At 58.2% G+C, this 18151-nt stretch carries 16 protein-coding genes, 1 tRNA gene and 1 pseudogene; 3 read left to right on the forward strand and 15 right to left on the reverse strand.

Annotated elements, in window-relative coordinates; genetic code table 11:
• Window positions 1–58: 58 nt before the first annotated feature.
• The 9 genes and pseudogenes from rlmH to QMZ18_RS04740 all read right to left on the reverse strand — a co-directional run bounded on the left by rlmH (window position 59) and on the right by QMZ18_RS04740 (window position 7782).
• The gene (gene rlmH, locus QMZ18_RS04700; RefSeq protein ID WP_282605067.1) at window positions 59–517 is read right to left on the reverse strand and encodes a 23S rRNA (pseudouridine(1915)-N(3))-methyltransferase RlmH; all 459 of its coding nucleotides are present in this window, start codon (window positions 515–517) and stop codon (window positions 59–61) included.
• Window positions 518–726: 209 nt separating this feature from the next.
• On the reverse strand, window positions 727–1086 hold the full coding sequence (gene rsfS, locus QMZ18_RS04705) for a ribosome silencing factor (RefSeq protein ID WP_282605068.1): 360 nt from the start codon (window positions 1084–1086) through the stop codon (window positions 727–729).
• Between the two features lie 64 nt (window positions 1087–1150).
• On the reverse strand, window positions 1151–1807 hold the full coding sequence (locus tag QMZ18_RS04710) for a nicotinate-nucleotide adenylyltransferase (protein ID WP_322097130.1): 657 nt from the start codon (window positions 1805–1807) through the stop codon (window positions 1151–1153).
• Window positions 1808–1975: 168 nt separating this feature from the next.
• Window positions 1976–3283: a glutamate-5-semialdehyde dehydrogenase gene (locus QMZ18_RS04715; protein ID WP_322097167.1), complete on the reverse strand. Its 1308-nt coding sequence runs from the start codon at window positions 3281–3283 to the stop codon at window positions 1976–1978.
• A gap of 31 nt (window positions 3284–3314) precedes the next feature.
• Entirely contained in the window at window positions 3315–4439 is a 1125-nt protein-coding gene (gene proB, locus QMZ18_RS04720) for a glutamate 5-kinase (protein WP_282605601.1), read from the reverse strand.
• Between the two features lie 17 nt (window positions 4440–4456).
• Entirely contained in the window at window positions 4457–5572 is a 1116-nt protein-coding gene (gene obgE / locus QMZ18_RS04725; RefSeq protein ID WP_282605070.1) for a GTPase ObgE, read from the reverse strand.
• A gap of 137 nt (window positions 5573–5709) precedes the next feature.
• Complete coding sequence (gene rpmA, locus QMZ18_RS04730; RefSeq protein WP_282605071.1) at window positions 5710–5970, reverse strand: 50S ribosomal protein L27; 261 nt, start codon at window positions 5968–5970, stop codon at window positions 5710–5712.
• Between the two features lie 132 nt (window positions 5971–6102).
• Window positions 6103–6405 (reverse strand): annotated as a pseudogene (gene rplU / locus QMZ18_RS04735) (50S ribosomal protein L21); the annotation flags it as partial.
• A gap of 282 nt (window positions 6406–6687) precedes the next feature.
• Window positions 6688–7782: a hypothetical protein gene (locus tag QMZ18_RS04740; RefSeq protein ID WP_282605073.1), complete on the reverse strand. Its 1095-nt coding sequence runs from the start codon at window positions 7780–7782 to the stop codon at window positions 6688–6690.
• A 169-nt stretch (window positions 7783–7951) separates the two neighbouring features.
• Between QMZ18_RS04740 and QMZ18_RS04745 the strand changes: the two genes are divergently transcribed.
• Window positions 7952–8041: transfer RNA gene (locus QMZ18_RS04745), tRNA-Ser, on the forward strand.
• 89 nt (window positions 8042–8130) lie between these two features.
• Here QMZ18_RS04745 and QMZ18_RS04750 read toward each other — a convergent pair.
• On the reverse strand, window positions 8131–9087 hold the full coding sequence (locus QMZ18_RS04750; protein WP_282605074.1) for a helix-turn-helix domain-containing protein: 957 nt from the start codon (window positions 9085–9087) through the stop codon (window positions 8131–8133).
• A 247-nt stretch (window positions 9088–9334) separates the two neighbouring features.
• Here QMZ18_RS04750 and QMZ18_RS04755 point away from each other — a divergent pair, with 247 nt between their 5' ends.
• The gene (locus QMZ18_RS04755) at window positions 9335–10363 is read left to right on the forward strand and encodes a carbon-nitrogen hydrolase family protein (protein WP_282605075.1); all 1029 of its coding nucleotides are present in this window, start codon (window positions 9335–9337) and stop codon (window positions 10361–10363) included.
• Window positions 10350–11399, forward strand: a complete 1050-nt coding sequence (locus tag QMZ18_RS04760) for a phenylacetaldoxime dehydratase family protein (protein WP_282605076.1) — start codon at window positions 10350–10352, stop codon at window positions 11397–11399. Before QMZ18_RS04755 ends, QMZ18_RS04760 begins: the two co-directional genes overlap by 14 nt.
• Here the strand turns inward: QMZ18_RS04760 and QMZ18_RS04765 are convergent.
• The 5 genes from QMZ18_RS04765 to QMZ18_RS04785 all read right to left on the reverse strand — a co-directional run bounded on the left by QMZ18_RS04765 (window position 11396) and on the right by QMZ18_RS04785 (window position 18147).
• Window positions 11396–12622, reverse strand: a complete 1227-nt coding sequence (locus QMZ18_RS04765; protein WP_282605077.1) for a M20 family metallopeptidase — start codon at window positions 12620–12622, stop codon at window positions 11396–11398. The genes QMZ18_RS04760 and QMZ18_RS04765 overlap by 4 nt on opposite strands.
• Window positions 12619–14718, reverse strand: a complete 2100-nt coding sequence (locus QMZ18_RS04770) for an ABC transporter ATP-binding protein (RefSeq protein WP_282605078.1) — start codon at window positions 14716–14718, stop codon at window positions 12619–12621. The genes QMZ18_RS04765 and QMZ18_RS04770 overlap by 4 nt, the downstream gene beginning before the upstream one ends.
• Window positions 14715–15542 carry an ABC transporter permease gene (locus QMZ18_RS04775; protein ID WP_282605079.1) on the reverse strand — a complete coding sequence of 276 codons (828 nt, stop codon included), beginning with the start codon at window positions 15540–15542 and terminating at the stop codon, window positions 14715–14717. The genes QMZ18_RS04770 and QMZ18_RS04775 overlap by 4 nt, the downstream gene beginning before the upstream one ends.
• A complete protein-coding gene (locus QMZ18_RS04780) occupies window positions 15535–16485 on the reverse strand; it encodes an ABC transporter permease (RefSeq protein ID WP_282605080.1) in 951 nt (316 codons plus the stop codon). The genes QMZ18_RS04775 and QMZ18_RS04780 overlap by 8 nt, the downstream gene beginning before the upstream one ends.
• 90 nt (window positions 16486–16575) lie before the next feature.
• The gene (locus tag QMZ18_RS04785) at window positions 16576–18147 is read right to left on the reverse strand and encodes an ABC transporter substrate-binding protein (protein ID WP_282605081.1); all 1572 of its coding nucleotides are present in this window, start codon (window positions 18145–18147) and stop codon (window positions 16576–16578) included.
• Window positions 18148–18151 lie beyond the last annotated feature (4 nt).

Below are 18151 nucleotides of genomic sequence, written 5' to 3' on the forward strand. Positions count from 1 at the left end.
TGCAATATGGTTAATAAATCTTGCTTCGGTGAATTTTCTTCGCGAAGAAAGGCCAAGTTTATTCCCGATGATAGGGGTGTCCGGCGAGGATGGACTGTGCCCGGTAAAGCTGTTCGGCCAGTAAGGCTCTGACCATCATATGTGGCCAGGTCATACGGCCAAATGAGATACTGCGTGTTGCTGTGTCGCGCAGACTTTCATGCAAACCATCCGCCCCGCCAATCACAAAGGCCAGGTCCTGTACACCGTTATCGCGCCAATGACCGATCATTTGAGCAAACTCCTGGCTTGATAGGTTCTTACCGCGTTCATCAAGAGTAACGAGGGTCGCTCCTTTCGGAAGGGCGTCGCGCAACAGGTTCGACTCCCGAAGTTTCAGCGCTGTGGCGGGTAAAGGTTTGCGTTCCTCCACCTCGCGTAACGTGAACGACCAGCTCAAACGTTTTACGTAATGCTGATAGAGGTCGCGCGTCGGTCCGGACTTATCTCTGCCCACCGCAGCCAAAGTTATGCGCATTGCTTTGCTCGTGCCAGTAATATCGCTGAAAGCGTTTGCTGGGGTGTGCCTCAGGGAAGGAGGCTTGGCGAAGATTACACACCTGTGCCGGTATCATTCCCATCGCGATTAAGGTTGTACCCAGATCATACTTAACGCTCTTCGCTCGCGTTAGCGTGCGAATGATGCAGGCTTTTCCGGCCGCGGCGCGCTATCTGCGCCGTAGCGTCTTAGGCCGTGCCAGCGCTCGCGACCGTTTCCGGCAGATCGACACCCCACATCTTCTCAAGATTGTAGAAGGCGCGTACTTCCGGACGGAAGAGGTGAACAATCACGTCACCACCGTCGATCAGAACCCAGTCACAACGTTCAGCACCTTCTACCTTGGTGCCAGTCACACCGGCCGACTTCAGCGCCCGGCTCAAATGATCCGCCATGGCGCTCACCTGTCTTTGTGAACGACCGCTGGCGATGACCATGTAGTCGGCGATGCTGGATTTGTCGGCTAGCTCGATAACGACAAGATCTTCCGCTTTGTCGTCTTCGAGGGATGACTGGACCACTTGGAGCAGATGCTTGCTGGACGCCAAAGCGTCCTGCTTACCGGCCTTGGAGGCCTTGGTTTCTCTTAGTATGGTCTTATGTCTCCGTTTCTCAGTCCTTGCCTTCGTCCGAAGCGCATATCGCGCTGCGAACACTCGTGGTTGCCCGTTCCTGCGCCGCCCTCATCGCTGTGGATGATTGGGCATTCAGCCGGTTATGGAGGAATACCCAGGCGGGTGGCCGCCGGTCCGCTAGGTGTTTCGACTCGCTTTCACGCTTGCGGTACCGGGCAAAACGCCGGGCTGCAATGGCAGCCAACGCTCTTAAAGAATAGGTCGGACGGTCAAAAATCGCAATGGGCATGGTGTTAAAGATTTTGTGCCAATCCTGCCAGCGATCGATTTGAACCAGATTATCAGCTCCCATTAACCATACGAAATGCACCCTTGGAAAGCGTTTGACAAGAAGTCTCAGGCTTTGGGCCGTGTAGGCCGTGCCAAGTTCCCGTTCCAGCATTGTGGCCCTGATTCGCGGATGCCGGATTAAGGCGGCCGCACGTATTGCGCGAGCTTCCTGTGGCGCCATGCCGCTTGCTGATTTTAGAGGGTTTTGCGGCGAAACCAGCCACCAGATTTCATCGAGATCAAGGCGGCGCAGCGCCTCTTCACTAATTGCCAAATGGCCTTCGTGTGCCGGATTAAATGAACCACCAAGAAGACCGATTCGCTGTCCAGGCGCCGGCAAATGCCCGCCGAGCATGCGACCCATGAGCGCGAGACTGGGCTGGCATAAGGTACGTTTACTCCGGGGCGCAGTGATTTTGCTTGCTCCGGCTTTTGCAGTATCCCCCCGCTGCCTTCTAATCCGCGGCGCTGTGTCGTCCCTGGGCATTCCAAAGCTCACTGGTCAACCTTTAATCGCACCGCCGAGCCCAAACTATGGACGAACCTGACCTTGTCCGCGCACCACATATTTGTAGCTGGTCAACTGATCCGCCCCAACGGGCCCGCGGGCATGGAGTTTACCCGTTGATATGCCTATTTCGGCGCCCATACCGAACTCGCCGCCGTCCGCATACTGGGTCGAGGCATTGTGCATGACGATGGCGGCGTCGACCCTGTCCAGGAATTTCTGAGCCGCAGTCTGATCTTCAGTGATGATCGCCTCGGTGTGATGAGAACCATGGTGATTGATGTGCGCAACCGCATCCTCCAGGCCGTCGACGACTTTTACGGAGATAATCGAATCCAGATATTCAGTATCCCAATCTTTCGACACAGCTTCCTTGACCGGCGTCCCGATCTGCATCGCTTGCACGGTTTCGTCGCCGCGAATTTCACAACCGGCTGATATCAGACCCTTAAGGACATCTGGCAGGTGGCTCTCGACAGCGGAACGATCGACCAGCAAGGTCTCGGTTGCACCGCAGATGCCGGTACGCCGCATTTTCGCATTCACGGCAATGTCCCGGGCCATCTGAGGATCGGCGTCATTGTGGATGTAGGTGTGGCAGAGTCCGTCCAGGTGTGCCATGACCGGAATGCGACTCTCGCGCTGAACACGTTCGATCAGGCCACGCCCACCGCGCGGCACGATCAGGTCGATGTGCTCGTTCATGGTCAGCATAATTCCGACGGCGGCGCGGTCCGTGGTGGGCAAGCGTTGAACCGCCGCTTCGGGCAGGCCCGCCTGCCGCAGGCCTGCTTGCAGGCAATCCAGGATCGCGCTCGAGGAGTTGGCGGATTCCGATCCGCCACGCAGAATGGCCGCGTTACCTGATTTCAGGCAAAGCCCGCCGGCATCTGCCGTCACGTTAGGACGGCTTTCATAGATGATTCCGATGACGCCCAAAGGGACCGCAATCTTGGTAATGCGCAGGCCGTTCGGCCGATCGCGCTCGTCGAGTACCCGCCCGAGGGGGTCAGGGAAGGCTGCAATGGCTTCGAGGCCCTGCGCCATGGCGTCGATGCGTTCGGGAGTCAGAAGCAGCCGGTCCAACATGGCTGAAGACAGGCCTTTGGCTTCGGCAGCGTGCATATCAGCTGCATTGGCGGCTAAAATGACGTCGGATTGATCGCGAAGGGCATCAGCCGCTGCTCTCAAAGCATCGTCCTTCTGCGCCGGCCCGGCGAGTGCCAGTTCAGACGTTGCGGCACGGGCGGCACGGCCCAACTCAGTCATTTCGTTGACGAGATCGTCACGCAATACGGCGGTTTCGACGGTCATCTTCCGATCCTCGTTCATCATTAAACCTATTTTGACGACCCAATTGACCTTACATCAAGACAAGATCGTCACGGTGTATCAATTCTTCCCGTCCCCGGTAGCCCAGGCGCGCCTCGATATCGCCGCTCTGGAAACCGATGATGCGGCTGGCGTCGGAGGCCGAATAGGCTGCCAGGCCGCGAGCAATTTCTTCACCCGCAGGCGCGAGCAGGGTAACCGAGTCTCCCCTTTGAAAATTTCCTTCGACGGCCGTCACGCCCGCCGGAAGCAGGCTTTTGCCGCTTTTAAGCGCCTTTACGGCACCGTCGTCGAGGCGAAGCCGGCCCTGCGGCTGTAGCGCACCGGCGATATAGCGTTTTCGCGCTGTCCGCGGTTCGACATCCGAGAGGAACCAGGAGGCACGTTGGCCATTGGAGAGACCATCAAGCGGGTTCATCCGGCGCCCATCGGTGATCACCATCTTGCAGCCTGCGCCGACAGCGATTTTGGCTGCAGCCAGCTTGGTCACCATGCCGCCGGAGCTGTAGCCGGGCAGGGCATCGCCGCCCATGGCTTCTATTTCGGGCGTAATCGCCGTGATTTCCGGCAGGAACTCCGCACTCGGATCACGTTTGGGATCGGCGGTGTAGAGGCCGTCGATATCGGAAAGAAGCACCAGCACGTCCGCGTTCATCATGGCGGCAACGCGGGCGCCAAGCCGATCGTTGTCGCCAAAGCGGATTTCGCTGGTGGCTACCGTGTCATTTTCGTTGATCACCGGAACGGCGCCTAGGCGCAACAGTGTCATCAAGGTGTTGCGGGCGTTCAGATGCCGCCGACGTTGTTCGGTGTCGCCAAGGGTCAGCAAAATCTGAGCGACGGTCACGCTATGGCGCGCCAGGGCTTCCTGGTAAGCATGCGCCAACAGGATCTGGCCGCTGGCAGCGGCCGCCTGTTTCTCTTCGAGTCTGAGATTACCGGATCTTAGGCCGAGGTGTCGACGGCCGACGGCGATGGCGCCGGAGGAGACCAGAATGACTTCGGTGCCGGCTTTTACCAAAGCAGCGACGTCGTCGGTCAAAGCATCCAGCCAGGTTCGGCGCACCTGACCGCTGGCATCATCGACAAGCAGCGCTGAACCGATCTTTACGACAACGCATTTGCAGCCAACGAGGCCGTGGGGGCCGGCCGCCATAGTTTTCTGAGTTTGGCTCACGGTTCGGAGGTCTCCGAATCGGGCTCCATTTCAGGTGCTAGTTGGTCTTCAGGCGCCTCAGGGGCGTCCCAGTTTAGATCCCAGGCATTTTGCCGGGGCTGGTCGTCTTCGGCGCGTTCCTCGCGGTCTTTTGCGATATGTTCGAACAGTCCAGCCAATACTTCCTGGACCCCTTCGCCGGAAACACCCGATAGCAAGCGAACTTCACCGACTGCAATGTCCTCGAGCGCGTCTTTGCGCTCTTCGCGCATTTCTTCGGTCAGAGCGTCGACCTTATTGAGGCCCACGATTTCCGGTTTGTGGTGCAACTCCCGGCCATAGGCGGCCAGTTCAGTGCGGACGGTCTTATAGGCTTCCAGAAAATCATCCTGGCTCGCATCCACCAGATGCAGCAGCACGCCACAGCGTTCCACATGACCCAGGAACCGATCGCCCAGACCGTGGCCTTCATGCGCACCCTCGATCAATCCAGGGATATCGGCGATGACGAATTCTTCGCCGCCGAAATAAACCACACCCAGATTCGGATGCAGCGTGGTGAAGGGATAATCGCCTATCTTTGGTCTGGCACGTGAGACCGCTGAGAGGAAGGTCGACTTACCTGCGTTAGGCAGGCCGACCAGACCTGCGTCCGCGATCAGCTTCAGGCGCAGCCAGAACCAGTGTTCTTCGCCGGGCCAGCCGGGGTCGCAGCGACGTGGTGCCCGGTTGGTCGAGGTCTTGAAGCGGGCATTGCCGAATCCGCCGTCGCCGCCCTTGGCCATGGTCACCTGCTGGCCCTCTTCGGTGAGATCGGCGATGACTTCCTGGCGGTCCTCCGAGAGGACTTCGGTACCGACCGGCACCTTGATGATCAGATCGGTGCCGCCGGCGCCGGTCATATCGCGGCCTTTGCCGTTTTCTCCCCGCTTGGCTTTGAAATGCTGCCGGTAACGGAAGTCGATCAGCGTATTCAGGCCGTTCACCGCCTCGAACACGACATCGCCGCCACGACCGCCGTCGCCGCCGTTGGGCCCGCCGAACTCGACGTACTTCTCTCGCCGGAAACTGACGCAGCCATTGCCGCCGTCACCGCTCTTGATGAAGATTTTGGCCTCGTCGAGGAACTTCATCGCTTAGTTGGACCTTTCGCCCAGTAGTGATCCGGAACAAGCCGGCGATACTTTAGATCAAACACGAAAAAGGGGGAATGGCATGCCATTCCCCCTGAAACTCTATCACCCTCGGACTTAAACCGAGAGGCGGGGCCTTAAGAGGCCTTCGGCTGCACCGACACGTAGGTGCGGCCACCGGCTTTCTGCCGGAAGCTCACGTGACCTTCGATCTTCGCGAAGATCGTGTGGTCCTTGCCCATGCCAACGTTGTCGCCGGGATGGAACTGCGTGCCGCGCTGACGAATGACGATATTGCCGGGAATCACCAGCTCGCCACCGTATTTTTTGACGCCAAGTCGCCGACCGGCCGAGTCGCGACCGTTGCGGGAGCTACCGCCTGCTTTTTTATGTGCCATGGAGTCCTACTCCTCTTCTTTAGCCTTGGGGGCCGGTTTTTCCTCGGCTTCAGCCTTGGGCTCTTCGACTTTAGCTTTGGGAGCGGCCTTTTTCTTCGGCGCTGCTTTTGCGGCCTTCTTGCCGTCGGTCAGAATGTCAGTGACCTTAAGAACGGTCAGATCCTGACGGTGACCGTTCTTGCGGCGGTAATTCTGCCGGCGCTGCTTCTTGAAGACGATGACCTTGTCGCCTCGGGTCTGCTCGACCACTTCGGCGGAAACGGATGCGCCTTCGACGAAGGGAGCTCCCGTGGTCACATTGTTCTCGTCTCCGAGCATGAGGACCGAATCGAGGGCAACGGAGGCACCAGCCTCACCTTCGAGCTTTTCGACGACAACGATATCGTCTTTGGCGACCTTGTATTGCTTGCCGCCTGTTTTGATGACTGCGAACATGTCGGTGTTTACCGGCTTTTTTTGCGTGAACGAATGGGCGGCAACCGCAGATGCGGCCCCGCCGGACCCGCGGAATATAGCTATGGCGAACGCCCTGTCAACGCTTTTCCCGCAAGGATTTTAGGAGTCCCTTCAGGGCATTCCGTAGAAGCGCTTTTCTCCTGATCCCCAGGACTTACAGCAAGTCTGGAGTCTGATCGTTTTTCACTGAATCAGCAAGAAACGTGAAACAGCCTTTAAGTCGCGTGGTCCGAGTGATGTTTACGCTCTTTTGCCGTTCCGTTAAGAGCGATCGCACTCTAAATGTAGTATTTCCGTGACCCCTTCGGCCCCACCCATGCCCGATCCTGTCCCGGTGCTGTGTCTGGACTTTTCAAAGCCTTGCACCAACAAGTCGCCCTTGGAGGCGTTGGCGACCATAACAAGGCGTGTTGTGTCATTTAGAATAGGCGGCTTCAGCCAGTCAAAGGCCGATTCGACCCCTTCACGCATGTCATTGGATTTTTGCCGTGCCAGCATGGCAGCGCTGCGAGAATCGCTGTTATCACCCCGCGCGCTGGCCCTGGCCTGCCTGGATTGCCAGTGATTTCCGGCTGAAGCGGGCGATTCACGCACAAAAGCCTTGGTCTCGCTGCGTTCGATTACGCACCCCTCATGGTCTTCGATGCCGCTCAGTAGAAAAATAGATGGAAGAGCGAGCTCAGTTTCCATTAGGCGGTGTTTAGCCTCTGCATAGTTCGTGCAGCTTTCAAAGACCTGCCGCAGCAGATGAGCCGGCGGGATGGCCTTGTTGTTCCAGACCCGCCTGCGGTTGATGAGCCAATCTAAAGGCATGATCGGCGTTCTGCGAGGCATCGGAGCTTGATGGATTGCAGCGGCGAAGCGTCCGGGCGCCATACCTTGGATTGAGCCGGTAAAGCCGGGCCAGGTCACATTGACCCAACGTCCCGCAGACGAATTACAACGGGCGGCAACCACATCAGCGCCCAATCTGTCGAGCGGCCAGTCCAGTACCCGGCGCAAAAGATTTCCGCCCTCCGGAGTCTCGGTCACGCCAGAGGTGCAGCCCCATTCGTAGTTGACGTTAAGAAAATAGATGCCTGGTGCGTCCAGCTTGGCATTCATTGCATCGATTTCGTCCAGGTAGGGATTACCTGAGCGCCGAAGCCAGCTCCGCGACAGCCGGTCGGCCTGTTTGACCACAAAATCCGGAAAATGTCCGCTGCCGGCGGCAAGCAGGGACTTGGCTCGTTCGATTTCGCGTTGGAACAGCTTCTCGGGCCACTGCGCGTCCAGATCGTGAACCGGGATCGCAGGCAGTCTTGTCACGTTCATTCCGCGCGCACTGGGTTTCAGAAGATCTGCGGCATCAGGCATGTTGGAAACGGCTTGTCCTTGTCATGATTCTCGGGGTGTTGAGTCTTCTATATATAGACCTCGTGGATTTGCTGCCAGAAGGTGATTTGCCCGCTTGCAGGCGCGCAAGCGTTGGGCTAATGTCCCGCCGCTTCGCGGATCGGCCGTTTCGACCCAGGTTCCGCGGATCGGAGGGGTGCCGGAGTGGTCGAACGGGACGGTCTCGAAAACCGTTGTGCCTTTGCGGGTACCGTGGGTTCGAATCCCACCCCCTCCGCCATATTCTTAGGCACGCGAGGCAAGCAGTCGGCTCATCGCACAGGCATCGATTTTGAACATCGTTCGAGCCTATCCGCCAAGTAATTCCGTTCAATTGTGTCCGTTGGATTTTGCCCGAGCCCGGTATTCCCGCGGTGAGAGACTGAAGCGGTCTTTAAAAATCCGCGAAAAGTGCTGAAAATTGTTAATACCCCAGCGCATCGCGATGTCGCTGATGGAGAGTGACAATAGGCGTGGATCACCCAGATCTTGGGCGATTTTCTCCAATCGCGATCTGCGGATATAAGCTGCGATTGATGCGTCTTCCTTGGAAAAAATCTCGCTCAGACGCCGGATTGACATGCCCATTGCCGCCGCAACCATTCTTCTATCCAGATCCGGATTGCTGAGATTTTTGTGAACAAAAGCCTTTGCGCGAGCTATGAGCTGCTGTTCGGGCAGGCTCATTTCGTATTTTACGTTGTCGACGGATGCCAGACCTGCGGCGATGAGGTCGATGATCGCGTCCTGCATGTGACCTTGAACGCTTCGGTCGGGCTGATTGATTGCTGCGGCGATTTGAGCGATGCCTTTGCCGACAAGCTGGCCGATCGCAGATTTACCGCTGACCGGCCGACCCGTTAGCAGGTCCGCTGAAGGCAGGCGCATCAAGAGCTCTGATCGTGGAACCTGAACCACCAGCTGTTCGAATCTGTCGGTCAGTTTTAGCGCGTAAGGCTCCAGGCTGCTGTAGAGCGCGAAGTCTCCGGGTTTTAGATCGGCTGCCCGCTCGAACTGCGAGACGGACGCCTCACTTTTCGTCTGCAGACTTAACAGAAAGAAGGCGTCACAGGATCGGGCGATATCCCTTCTGCGGCGATAGACTCGATGGGAATCACCTGAAACGCGGGAAATGGAGAGCTTAGAAAGCCTTTCGAGCTTGATTTCACCGCGGAAACCCTCGCGCCGGTCATACTCGCAGCCGAGTTGGACGTAGGCGTCACAGACCGCGTCGCGCCAATAGGAAAAACGCTCGCCTTCTCTGACATCGCTGGTGCTGAACCGCATCGGCACTGCCTTTCCCCGGGGAAGCCTGAACTTCACCCTCGCTTTCGGCCCGAAGGCAAAAGACTAAGATCGAGAGCTCAAAAACACAAATTTTTCCGCCCGATTGCCTAAGCAGGCGGCGTGAAATCTGGAGAAACTGTCTATCGAACCAGTTTCCTCAGAGTGCGACCGGTCTTGACGGACGTAATCGAGAACGTGAACCGCCCTTCATTGGATGAACCAAAGGAAGAACTACTGGGAGCTAATCATGCCTGAAGCCATCAAAGTTGCCGCCGTGCAGGCGGCGCCCAAATTCCTCGACCTCGACAAAACTGTAGAGAAAGCGATTGCCCTGATCGATGAAGCCGGGACTCAGGACGTCAAATTGATCGCCTTCCCGGAAACCTGGATACCTGGCTATCCCTGGTGGATCTGGCTCGGTGCACCCGCCTGGGGCATGCAATTTGTCGGCCGCTATTTCGAAAATGCGATCGAAGCCGGCAGCGCGCAGGACGATGCCTTGAAAGAGGCGGCGAAGCGCAACGGCATGCATGTTGTTATGGGAGTTTCGGAAAGAGCCGGCGGCAGTCTTTACATGGGACAGTGGCACTATGGTCCGGCGGGGGAGGTCGTGTCTCGCCGCCGTAAACTGAAGCCGACCCATGTGGAGCGGACCGTGTTCGGCGAAGGCGACGGCAGCGACATGCGGGTCAACGATACGGACATTGGCCGGATTGGCGCACTCTGCTGCTGGGAGCACCTGCAGCCCCTGACCAAATATGCCATGTTTAGCCAGAACGAGCAGATCCACATCGCTTCCTGGCCCAGCTTCAGCCTTTATAAAGGCGCGGCCTATGCACTCGGTCCGGAGCTGAACACTTCGGCCAGCCAGATGTATGCAGCGGAAGGCCAGTGTTTTGTTCTGGCTTCCTGCGCGACCGTCTCCCAGGAAATGTACGAACAGCTCTGCGATACGCCCGACAAGCAACAGTTTTTGCAGCCGGGGGGAGGGTTTGCCCGCATTTTCGGACCCGACGGAGCTCCATTGGGAGAGCCACTTGGCGAAAGCGACGAGGGGTTGGTGATCGCGGAAATCAATCTCGGCATGATCGCCTATGCCAAGGCGGCCGCCGATCCCGTCGGCCACTATTCACGACCCGACGTTTTTCGCTTGATGTTCAATCAACGTCCCAATCCCGTTGTGATGTCTTTCGAAGAGGGAATTGCGCTTTCAACGGAGGCTGAAGAGATCACCACGGACAGTGGTGCCCAGGAGAGCAGCGATGCCACCGGATAGTCACGACGACAGCCTTGACGAACGGCGCCATCCGCTGCGAATGCCGCCGGATTGGGTGCCGCCCTATCCTTCCTTCATGTCGGAACTGGGGGAGAATGCCTCTGCGGCCTCCATGGCGGTTATGGGTTGTCAGTTCGATGCGAAGGATCTGCTTCTTGCCGTTGAATTTGCATCTGGCCTTGCGGCCTTGATGCGGGAAACCGGTGTGGCAAACCACGTCGACCTCTCCGCTTGCGAATGCGACAGCGCGGGGCGCAGCCAGCTGGTCGCAACCGGCTATTGGCTGAAGTCTGGAGCATTGACGTCTTTCTTCGACCATCCGACCTTCAAAGCCTATTGGGCGCGGCACTCGCTTGATGGCTTGGGATATGGCGTTTTCCGAGAAGTCTTCGACATTCCAGTGGAACGTTTCGAGACTCTGCATTCCGATCCGACCCACCTTGTCGGCGTGGCTCATGCGCGTGAAGGGGTGAGCGATCCTATCGATCGGCATGCCTATTGGGGCAGTATGCGTGATCGGCTCCCTGCTTCGGCAGGAGATGCCTTAGATCCTTCAGGCAGTGTCGAAATCCTTGAGCAGGTCTCGAACCGGATTGTCGTGCGACCGAATGAGAATGTCGCGGTGATTCGTTCCGGACAGGATCTTGGCGGTGTCGATGGGATCGAACGCCGTGAATACTACGCCGATGTTGAACCGGTCCTTCGCAAAGGAATGGCCTTTTTGCGCGATGAGGGCGAGGAGGTGAACTGCCTGGATTGCCGCTATATGGCCTTCGTCGACGATACCGGCAGCGCGACGGATCACACCTTCGGTCTGGCCTATTTTCGTTCTTTGGCCGATCTGGAACGCTGGTCGGAGCATCATCCGACGCACCTTGCCATCTTCAACGCGTTCCTGGAGTTTGCGCCGCGCTATGGCCCTGCAATGAAGTCGCGTTACTGGCACGAAGTCTCAGTCCTGCCAGCGCACAGCCTGTTCGCCGAATATGTGAACTGCGCGCCGGGAACGGGCTTTCTGTCTGGTCTCGCAGATTAATTCTGATCGAGTTCGCAGATCTCCAGGATCGCGATCAGATAGAGCCGCACCGCATCCAGGTAGTCACGGAGCTCCACACGCTCGTCGGGCATGGTATTATACTTACCGCCAGGGCCGCAGACGATACCTTCCATGCCGAGCATACGGTAAAAATGCGCTGCATCGGTGCCGTAGAATGCCGGTGGACGTACGGCCCCCGTCGGTTGTTCTTCACCTCGCAGGTTGCGGTACGCACTGTTCAAGGTCTTCACGATGCGAGCGTCAGGCGCCACTTCGAAAGGCGACATGCTCGGCCGTTTGGTCTTGGCTTCCTGAGCGTAAGCCTTGGTTTTGAGACCTGGGTATTCGGCTTCCAGTCTGTCCAGTTCGACCCGGAAGTCAGCGAGCACCGACTCCCGGCTTTGCGAGGGAGCGTAGCGGGCGGTGCCGCTCAGCAGCGCAAAGTCGGCGATCTGCGGCGGTCGCCATTCATGGAATTCCCGGGACAGGGCGCCGCGGAAGACGCCAACATTGGCGCGATTGACTGAAAGATGCAGATCATTGGCTGCGCCGGAAAAGGTCATGGCATTGATCCGTGGCACCAGCGCAGCAGCAGCGGCGACCGCATCGACGGCCTCTTCGCGCTTTGAAATATGGCGGGTGATACCTTCAAGTTCGATAATAAAATTAAAGGCGCCGGCATGCAGGGTGAGGGCCGCCAGGTCGGTGGGTTCGCAGTTGATGAAATAGTCGGCTTTAACCCCCTGTTCAATAGCACGAACCGTGCCCACGCCGCCTTGAAGCTCACCCACCACGAAGGTAAGCACGACATCGCCCTTCAGTTTGACCCCTGATTGCACCAGTGTGCGCACTGCGCAGAAAAAAGCCGCATCACCGGCTTTCATGTTGGAAACACCGATGCCGTAAATACAGTCGTTCTCCACCAGCCCGCCCCAGGGATCGACAGTCCAGCCTTCGGTGACTGGATTGGTGTCCAGGTGCCCGTTGAACAGCAGGCTTTTACCGTTGCCAGTACCGCGATAGGTGCCGATGGCGTTCACCCGCTGATCGACAACCGGCTGCAATTCAGCCTCTAAGCCCAGCGTCTGCATCTGATCGCGCATAAAGGCGGCAAGGGCGCGTTCGCCTTCGGTCTCAGTGTAGCTTTTGTGACGCACCATCTGCGCCAGAAAATCGACACAGGCGGACTCGTCGATTGTTTCCAGTATCTCCTGGTACTTCATCGCGGCGTCTCCTTGGGTGTTTTCATTTCCGTTGTTTGGTGTGCCGTCCAGATTGGCGGTTCGGCCTGTAGGATGTCTTGTGCGAGATGACAACGCAGCCAGTGGCTATCGCCGAATTCCTGGATGGGTGGTGTTTGCGAATCACAGCAGCCTGCAATCCGTTTTGGACAGCGACTCTCAAAGGGGCAACCGATGGTTTCTTCGGTACGCGTGGGCATGACGCCACCAAGCCGCACACGCCGCACGTCGATCTCCGGGTCCAAGGTGGGCGCAGAACTGAGTAAGGCCTGAGTGTAGGGATGATAAGGCGGTGCGGTGAGATGACCTGCGGCGGAAAGCTCGACGATTTGTCCCAGATACATGGTGGCGACGCGGTCGGCGATGTAGCGCAGCAGATTGAGATCATGGGTAATGAAGAGATAGGCAATGCCGAGGCGCGCCTGAATTTCCTTTAGAAGATTGACGATCGAGGCCTGGACGGAGGCATCGAGACCGGAAGTGATTTCGTCGCAGATGATCACTGCAGGCTCGGCCGCGACCGCCCGGGCGATCGCAACGCGCTGCTTCTCGCCGCCGGAAAGTTCGTGGGGATAGCGCTTCGCGTAGTGTGATGGCAGCCGCACCTGGGTCAGAAGCTCCTCGATCCGCGTATCGAGTCCGCTGCCTGTGAGGTTCTTATAGAGTTTCAGGGGGCGACCCAGAATTGCGCCGACCTTTTGACGGGGATTAAGTGAAGAGTCCGGGTTCTGAAAGATCATCTGTACGCGGCTGCGATACTGCTTATCCATTGCGCCCGGACCCGTGATCTCACAGCCATCGAAGCGGATCGATCCTTCGAAGTCACGCAGGCCGCTCAACGCGCGAGCCAAGGTCGATTTTCCGCAACCCGATTCGCCAACCAGGCCCAAAGTTTCGCCGAATTGTAGCGCCAGATCCACGCTGCTGACGGCATGGACAATCCGGGCCTTGCCGCCAGTGAGGCGACTTAGAAGGCTCCAACGTCCGATCCGCACAGATAGGTTTTCAACTGTCAGTACAGGCGTGTTGGAACTCTGTGCTTTTTTCGAAGAACCGGAGACCACTTCATTGGTCTGAGAGCTCATGTCCAATGGGAGGACGTCGTGCCATCTTAGGCAGGCTGTCCAATGACCGCTGTCTTCCGTCAGGGTAACCGCGTGCTCACGGCAGGCGTCAGTTGCAAAGGGGCAGCGTGCTTCGAAAACACACGGCGGCTTTGGACCCTGCCTGTCTGGCAGCGGGCCTGGAAAGGTCAGGAGTGTCCCGCCTCGTTCGTTTTGCGACGGTCGCGGCAGGCTGGCCAGCAAGGCACGCGTGTAGGGATGGCGCGGTTCCCGAAACAGAGTATCAACAGGGCTGTCTTCGACGATACGCCCGGCGTAGATCACGGCGACCCGATGCGCAATCTCTGCTACGGTCCCCAAATCGTGGGAGATGAAGAGGGCGGAAACGCCGGTTTCTTCCTGCAGCCGCCGGAACAGATCGAGGATATTGACGGCGGTTGTGGCGTCGAGCGCGGTGGTGGGTTCGTCGAAGAGAATCAGATCCGGACTGCAGGCGAAGGCAATTGCAATGACGATCCGCTGTTTTTCTCCGCCGGAAACTTCGTGGGGATACTTTTCCAACATTAGATCCGGATCCGGGAGACCAACCATTTCCAAAAGCCGGTGGGCTTCCCTGATTGCCTCTTCGCCGGTTAATCCGCGATGACACGCCAAAACCTCAGCAATGTGCGCGCCAAGCGTCAGAGTGGGATTGAGCGATCCGCCAGGGTCCTGGAACACCATGGCCACTGTTTTGCCACGGATGTTTTCCAGCGACTGCTGTGCCATGCCGATCAAATCATTGCCTGACAGCAGAATGTTACCGCTCTCCAGGGCCCGGCTTTGCAGGCTGCGCATGATAGCGTAGGCAAGTGAGCTTTTGCCCGAACCTGACTCGCCGACCAAACCCAAAATCTCACCTTCACCGATGGTCAGGTCGATTTGTTCCAGAACCCGAAATGGCTCGCCTGCAGTTTCGTAGGACAGGCTGTAGTTGCCGACCTGCAAGACGGGATTTTGCGCCGGATCCGTCATCGTGTCCTCGGGTTCAGTACGTCGCGGAGTCCGTCGCCCAGCAGGTTGAAGGCGATGGCGACCGTGGCGATCGCGAGCCCCGGCCAGACGATGGTCCAGGCGTTACGGAACATGAAACCGCGGGCTTCGGCGATCATCAGCCCCCATTCCGGCGCCGGCGGCTGGGCACCAAGTCCCAAAAAACTGAGAGTGGCCAAAAGCATGATCGCGAAGGCGACGCGAATGGTGCCCTCGACGATCACTGGTGCCACCATGTTGGGCAGGATTTCGCGCGCCATGATATAAGCGGCGCTCTCGCCGCGCGCGACGGCGGCTGACACATAATCATGGTTCCGCGTAGCCAGGGTGACGCTTCTGGCGATCCGTGCCATGCCAGGTGCGAAGGCGATGCCGATCGCGATGACTGCGTTTAGTCCGCTCGGACCTAAAACCGTCACAATCAACAGGGCGAAAAGCAGATTGGGGATCGCCATTGTGGCGTCGACGACCCGCATGATCGCATCGTCAATCCATCCACCTAGAAATCCTGAGAGGATACCGACGGCTGCGCCCAATGAAGTGCCGATCAGCGTGGCGGTGAATCCAAGCAGGACGGTTGAGCGGGCACCCCAGAGCAGGCGGCTCAGAATGTCCCTTCCAAACTGGTCGGTTCCCATCCAATGATTGGCCGTTGGGCCGACCAGTCTCGCAGAATAGTCGAAGGATTCTGGATCATAAGGTGCGACCAGAGGTCCAAAGGCCATCGCGAGGATGAGGATGGCGCCGAGGCCAAGCCCGATTGCACCCTGCGGGTGGCTCAGCAGACGTTTCAGCACCTCAATCATATTGAATCCTACGGTCGAGATAAGCATAGGCGAAGTCGGCAAGAAGATTGGAGAACGCGTAGGTCATGGCCATGATTAGCGCACCGGCCTGGATCAGCGGCAGGTCGCGCTGTTGTACCGCTACAATCAGCAGTCGACCAACACCTGGGAAGGCGAAGATTTCCTCAACCACGATAATGCCGCCGATCAGATAGCCGACATCCAGTGCCAGCACAGTGATCGTCGGCAGAAGGGAATTGCGCAGGGCGTGCCTGAAGAGCACAGAGTGCCGGGGAAGGCCCCGCAGGTCTGCCGCGCGCACGTAATCGCTGTGCAGTACATCGACCATTTCCGAACGCACCATACGCATCACATGCGCGGTCAGGACGATGGTCAGCGTAAGAACCGGCAGCGCCAAGTGCCAAAGTGCTTTCAAAGGATCGTCCGCGAAAGGCACGTAACCGCTGGCGGGAAACCAGCCGAGTTCAGGCCGGGTCAGCCAGACCAGCAGCAGGGTCGCGAGCACGAACTCGGGCAGAGAAACACCGATATAGGACGTCAGGCTGACTCCGAGGTCGATCTTGCGGCCCTGATACACGGCGGCGAGCACGCCGAGGGGAATAGCGACGATCGTCACCATAAGCAGGGACAGACCCGCGAGCGTAAGGGACCGGCTCATGGCGTCGACGACAGTCGGGCCGACAGGCAGGCCGGTGCGCAGTGATGTGCCGAAGTCACCCACCAGAACGCCGCCGATCCAATCCAGATACTGCCGATAGGCCGGCTGGTCGAGACCGAGACGGGCCTCGATCGCGGCCAGGGCTTCGGGCGTGGCGAATTCACCGAGCAGCATCTGGGCTGCATTGGCGGGTAGAATCTGGGTGATGCCGAAGACGATGATCGATACCACAAGGGCAGTGATCAACAGATAGACAAGCCGCTTCACCAAGTAGGCAAGAGACATTTAGATTTCCACGATTACAAGCGGAGGGCAGGGGGGACCAATAACTGGAAGTCCCCCTCAACGATAGCCCAGAGCGAACTACTCTAAGGGTCAGCCGCGTTGCGGCGCGCCTGCACCCAGTGAGACCTTTTCGAGGCTGAAGGTCGCGCCTCTGGGGTGCAGTTGATAGTTCTCCACGTAGTCACGATGGGCGGCCAGGAGATCGAAGAAGACCGGAACCAGCGCGGGGATGTCTGCCCGCATTTTCTCCTGAGCCGAGGCATAGAGTTTTGCCCGTTCCGCGATATCCACTGTGGTGCGGGCCTTTTCGACCAACTGGTCGAAGTCGCCGTTGTTCCAGCGGGTTTCGTTCCAGGCAGCATCCGAAGTGAACAGCAGTTTAAAGACGGCGTCTTCGGTTGGCTGCATGTTGTAGAAGCCAACATAGAAATCACCCTTCTTCCAGACCTGATCCAGATAGGTGCTGTGAGCCATGGTTTTGACTTCGATGTCGAAGCCGGCTTCCTTAGCCATTTCACGCACCACGACGGCCAGAGTCTTGCGGTAGCCTGGCTTAACCGAAGCGACGAGTGTCGTCTTCAGGCCGTCCGGATAGCCGGCCTCGGCCAACAGCTGCTTGGCCCTTGCGATGTCGCGTTTTTTGACGGGCGCATCGCCGTAGTAGCGATAGGCGGCGTTGATTGGCGTATCGTTGCCGGGGCTGCCGAAACCTTCGGCCACCAGGTCGATCATGGCCTGCCGGTCAAGACTCAATGAGAGAGCTTCGCGAACCCGCAGATCGTTGAATGGCGGCTTGTCGTTCGCCATGACGATGTCGATGAAGCGTCCCGAGGGAGTCCGCAAACCGACCACACCTGTGGCAGCACCGACGCGGGTGAAGTCGGCGGGCGGCACCTCGAGAGAGAGATCGACTTCACCGGCGATCAAGGCCGCCATCTCAGCAGTTGCGTCTGGAAAGACCATCAGATTGATTTTATCCAGATAGGGTAGGCCCTCGATGAAATAATCCGGGTTGGCCTCTACCACCGTCAGGCGGTCCGGCTCGTAGCTGACCAGTTTGAAGGGGCCAGTGCCGATAGCCTGTTGATCCAAAGGCGCAAGGTCGCCCGACGCGATCTCGGCTGGCACGATTTTGGCCGTTGAATAGGCGAGAGCGACGGGTAAGTCACCGTAGGGCAGGCTGGTCTTGATCACGACCGTACCGTCGGAACCCTCGGAAACGGATTCGATCGGACCGAGATTGCGCCGTCCCGGTGATCCGGTCGCTTTATCCAGAACCCGGTTCAGGGATGCGACCGCGTCTGCGGCAACGACGGCTTTACCGTTATGGAATGTGGCGCCGGCACGCAGGGTAAAGGTCCATTCGGTCAGGTCTGCGCTCGGTGTCCAGGATTCAGCGAGATCCGGCTGTGGGGACATGTCTTGCCCCAGCCTGGTCAAACCGCTGTAGAGCAATTCTCCGAGTAGATATTCCGAATTTAGACGGTGCAGGAAAGGGTTCAGTTTGCCGGGCGCACGATTGACACTGACGTTCAGTGTGCCGCCCTTGGACGCTGCAAACGCCTTGCTTGACGACAAGCCTACAGATGCGCTCAGAAACGGCAGCGCTGCCGAGGTTTTCAAGAACAGGCGTCTATTCAAAGGGAGTGATTTCGTTTTCATAAGA

Origin of the sequence: Pelagibius sp. Alg239-R121, assembly GCF_947331435.1 — a bacterium.
Lineage (GTDB): Bacteria > Pseudomonadota > Alphaproteobacteria > Kiloniellales > Kiloniellaceae > Denitrobaculum.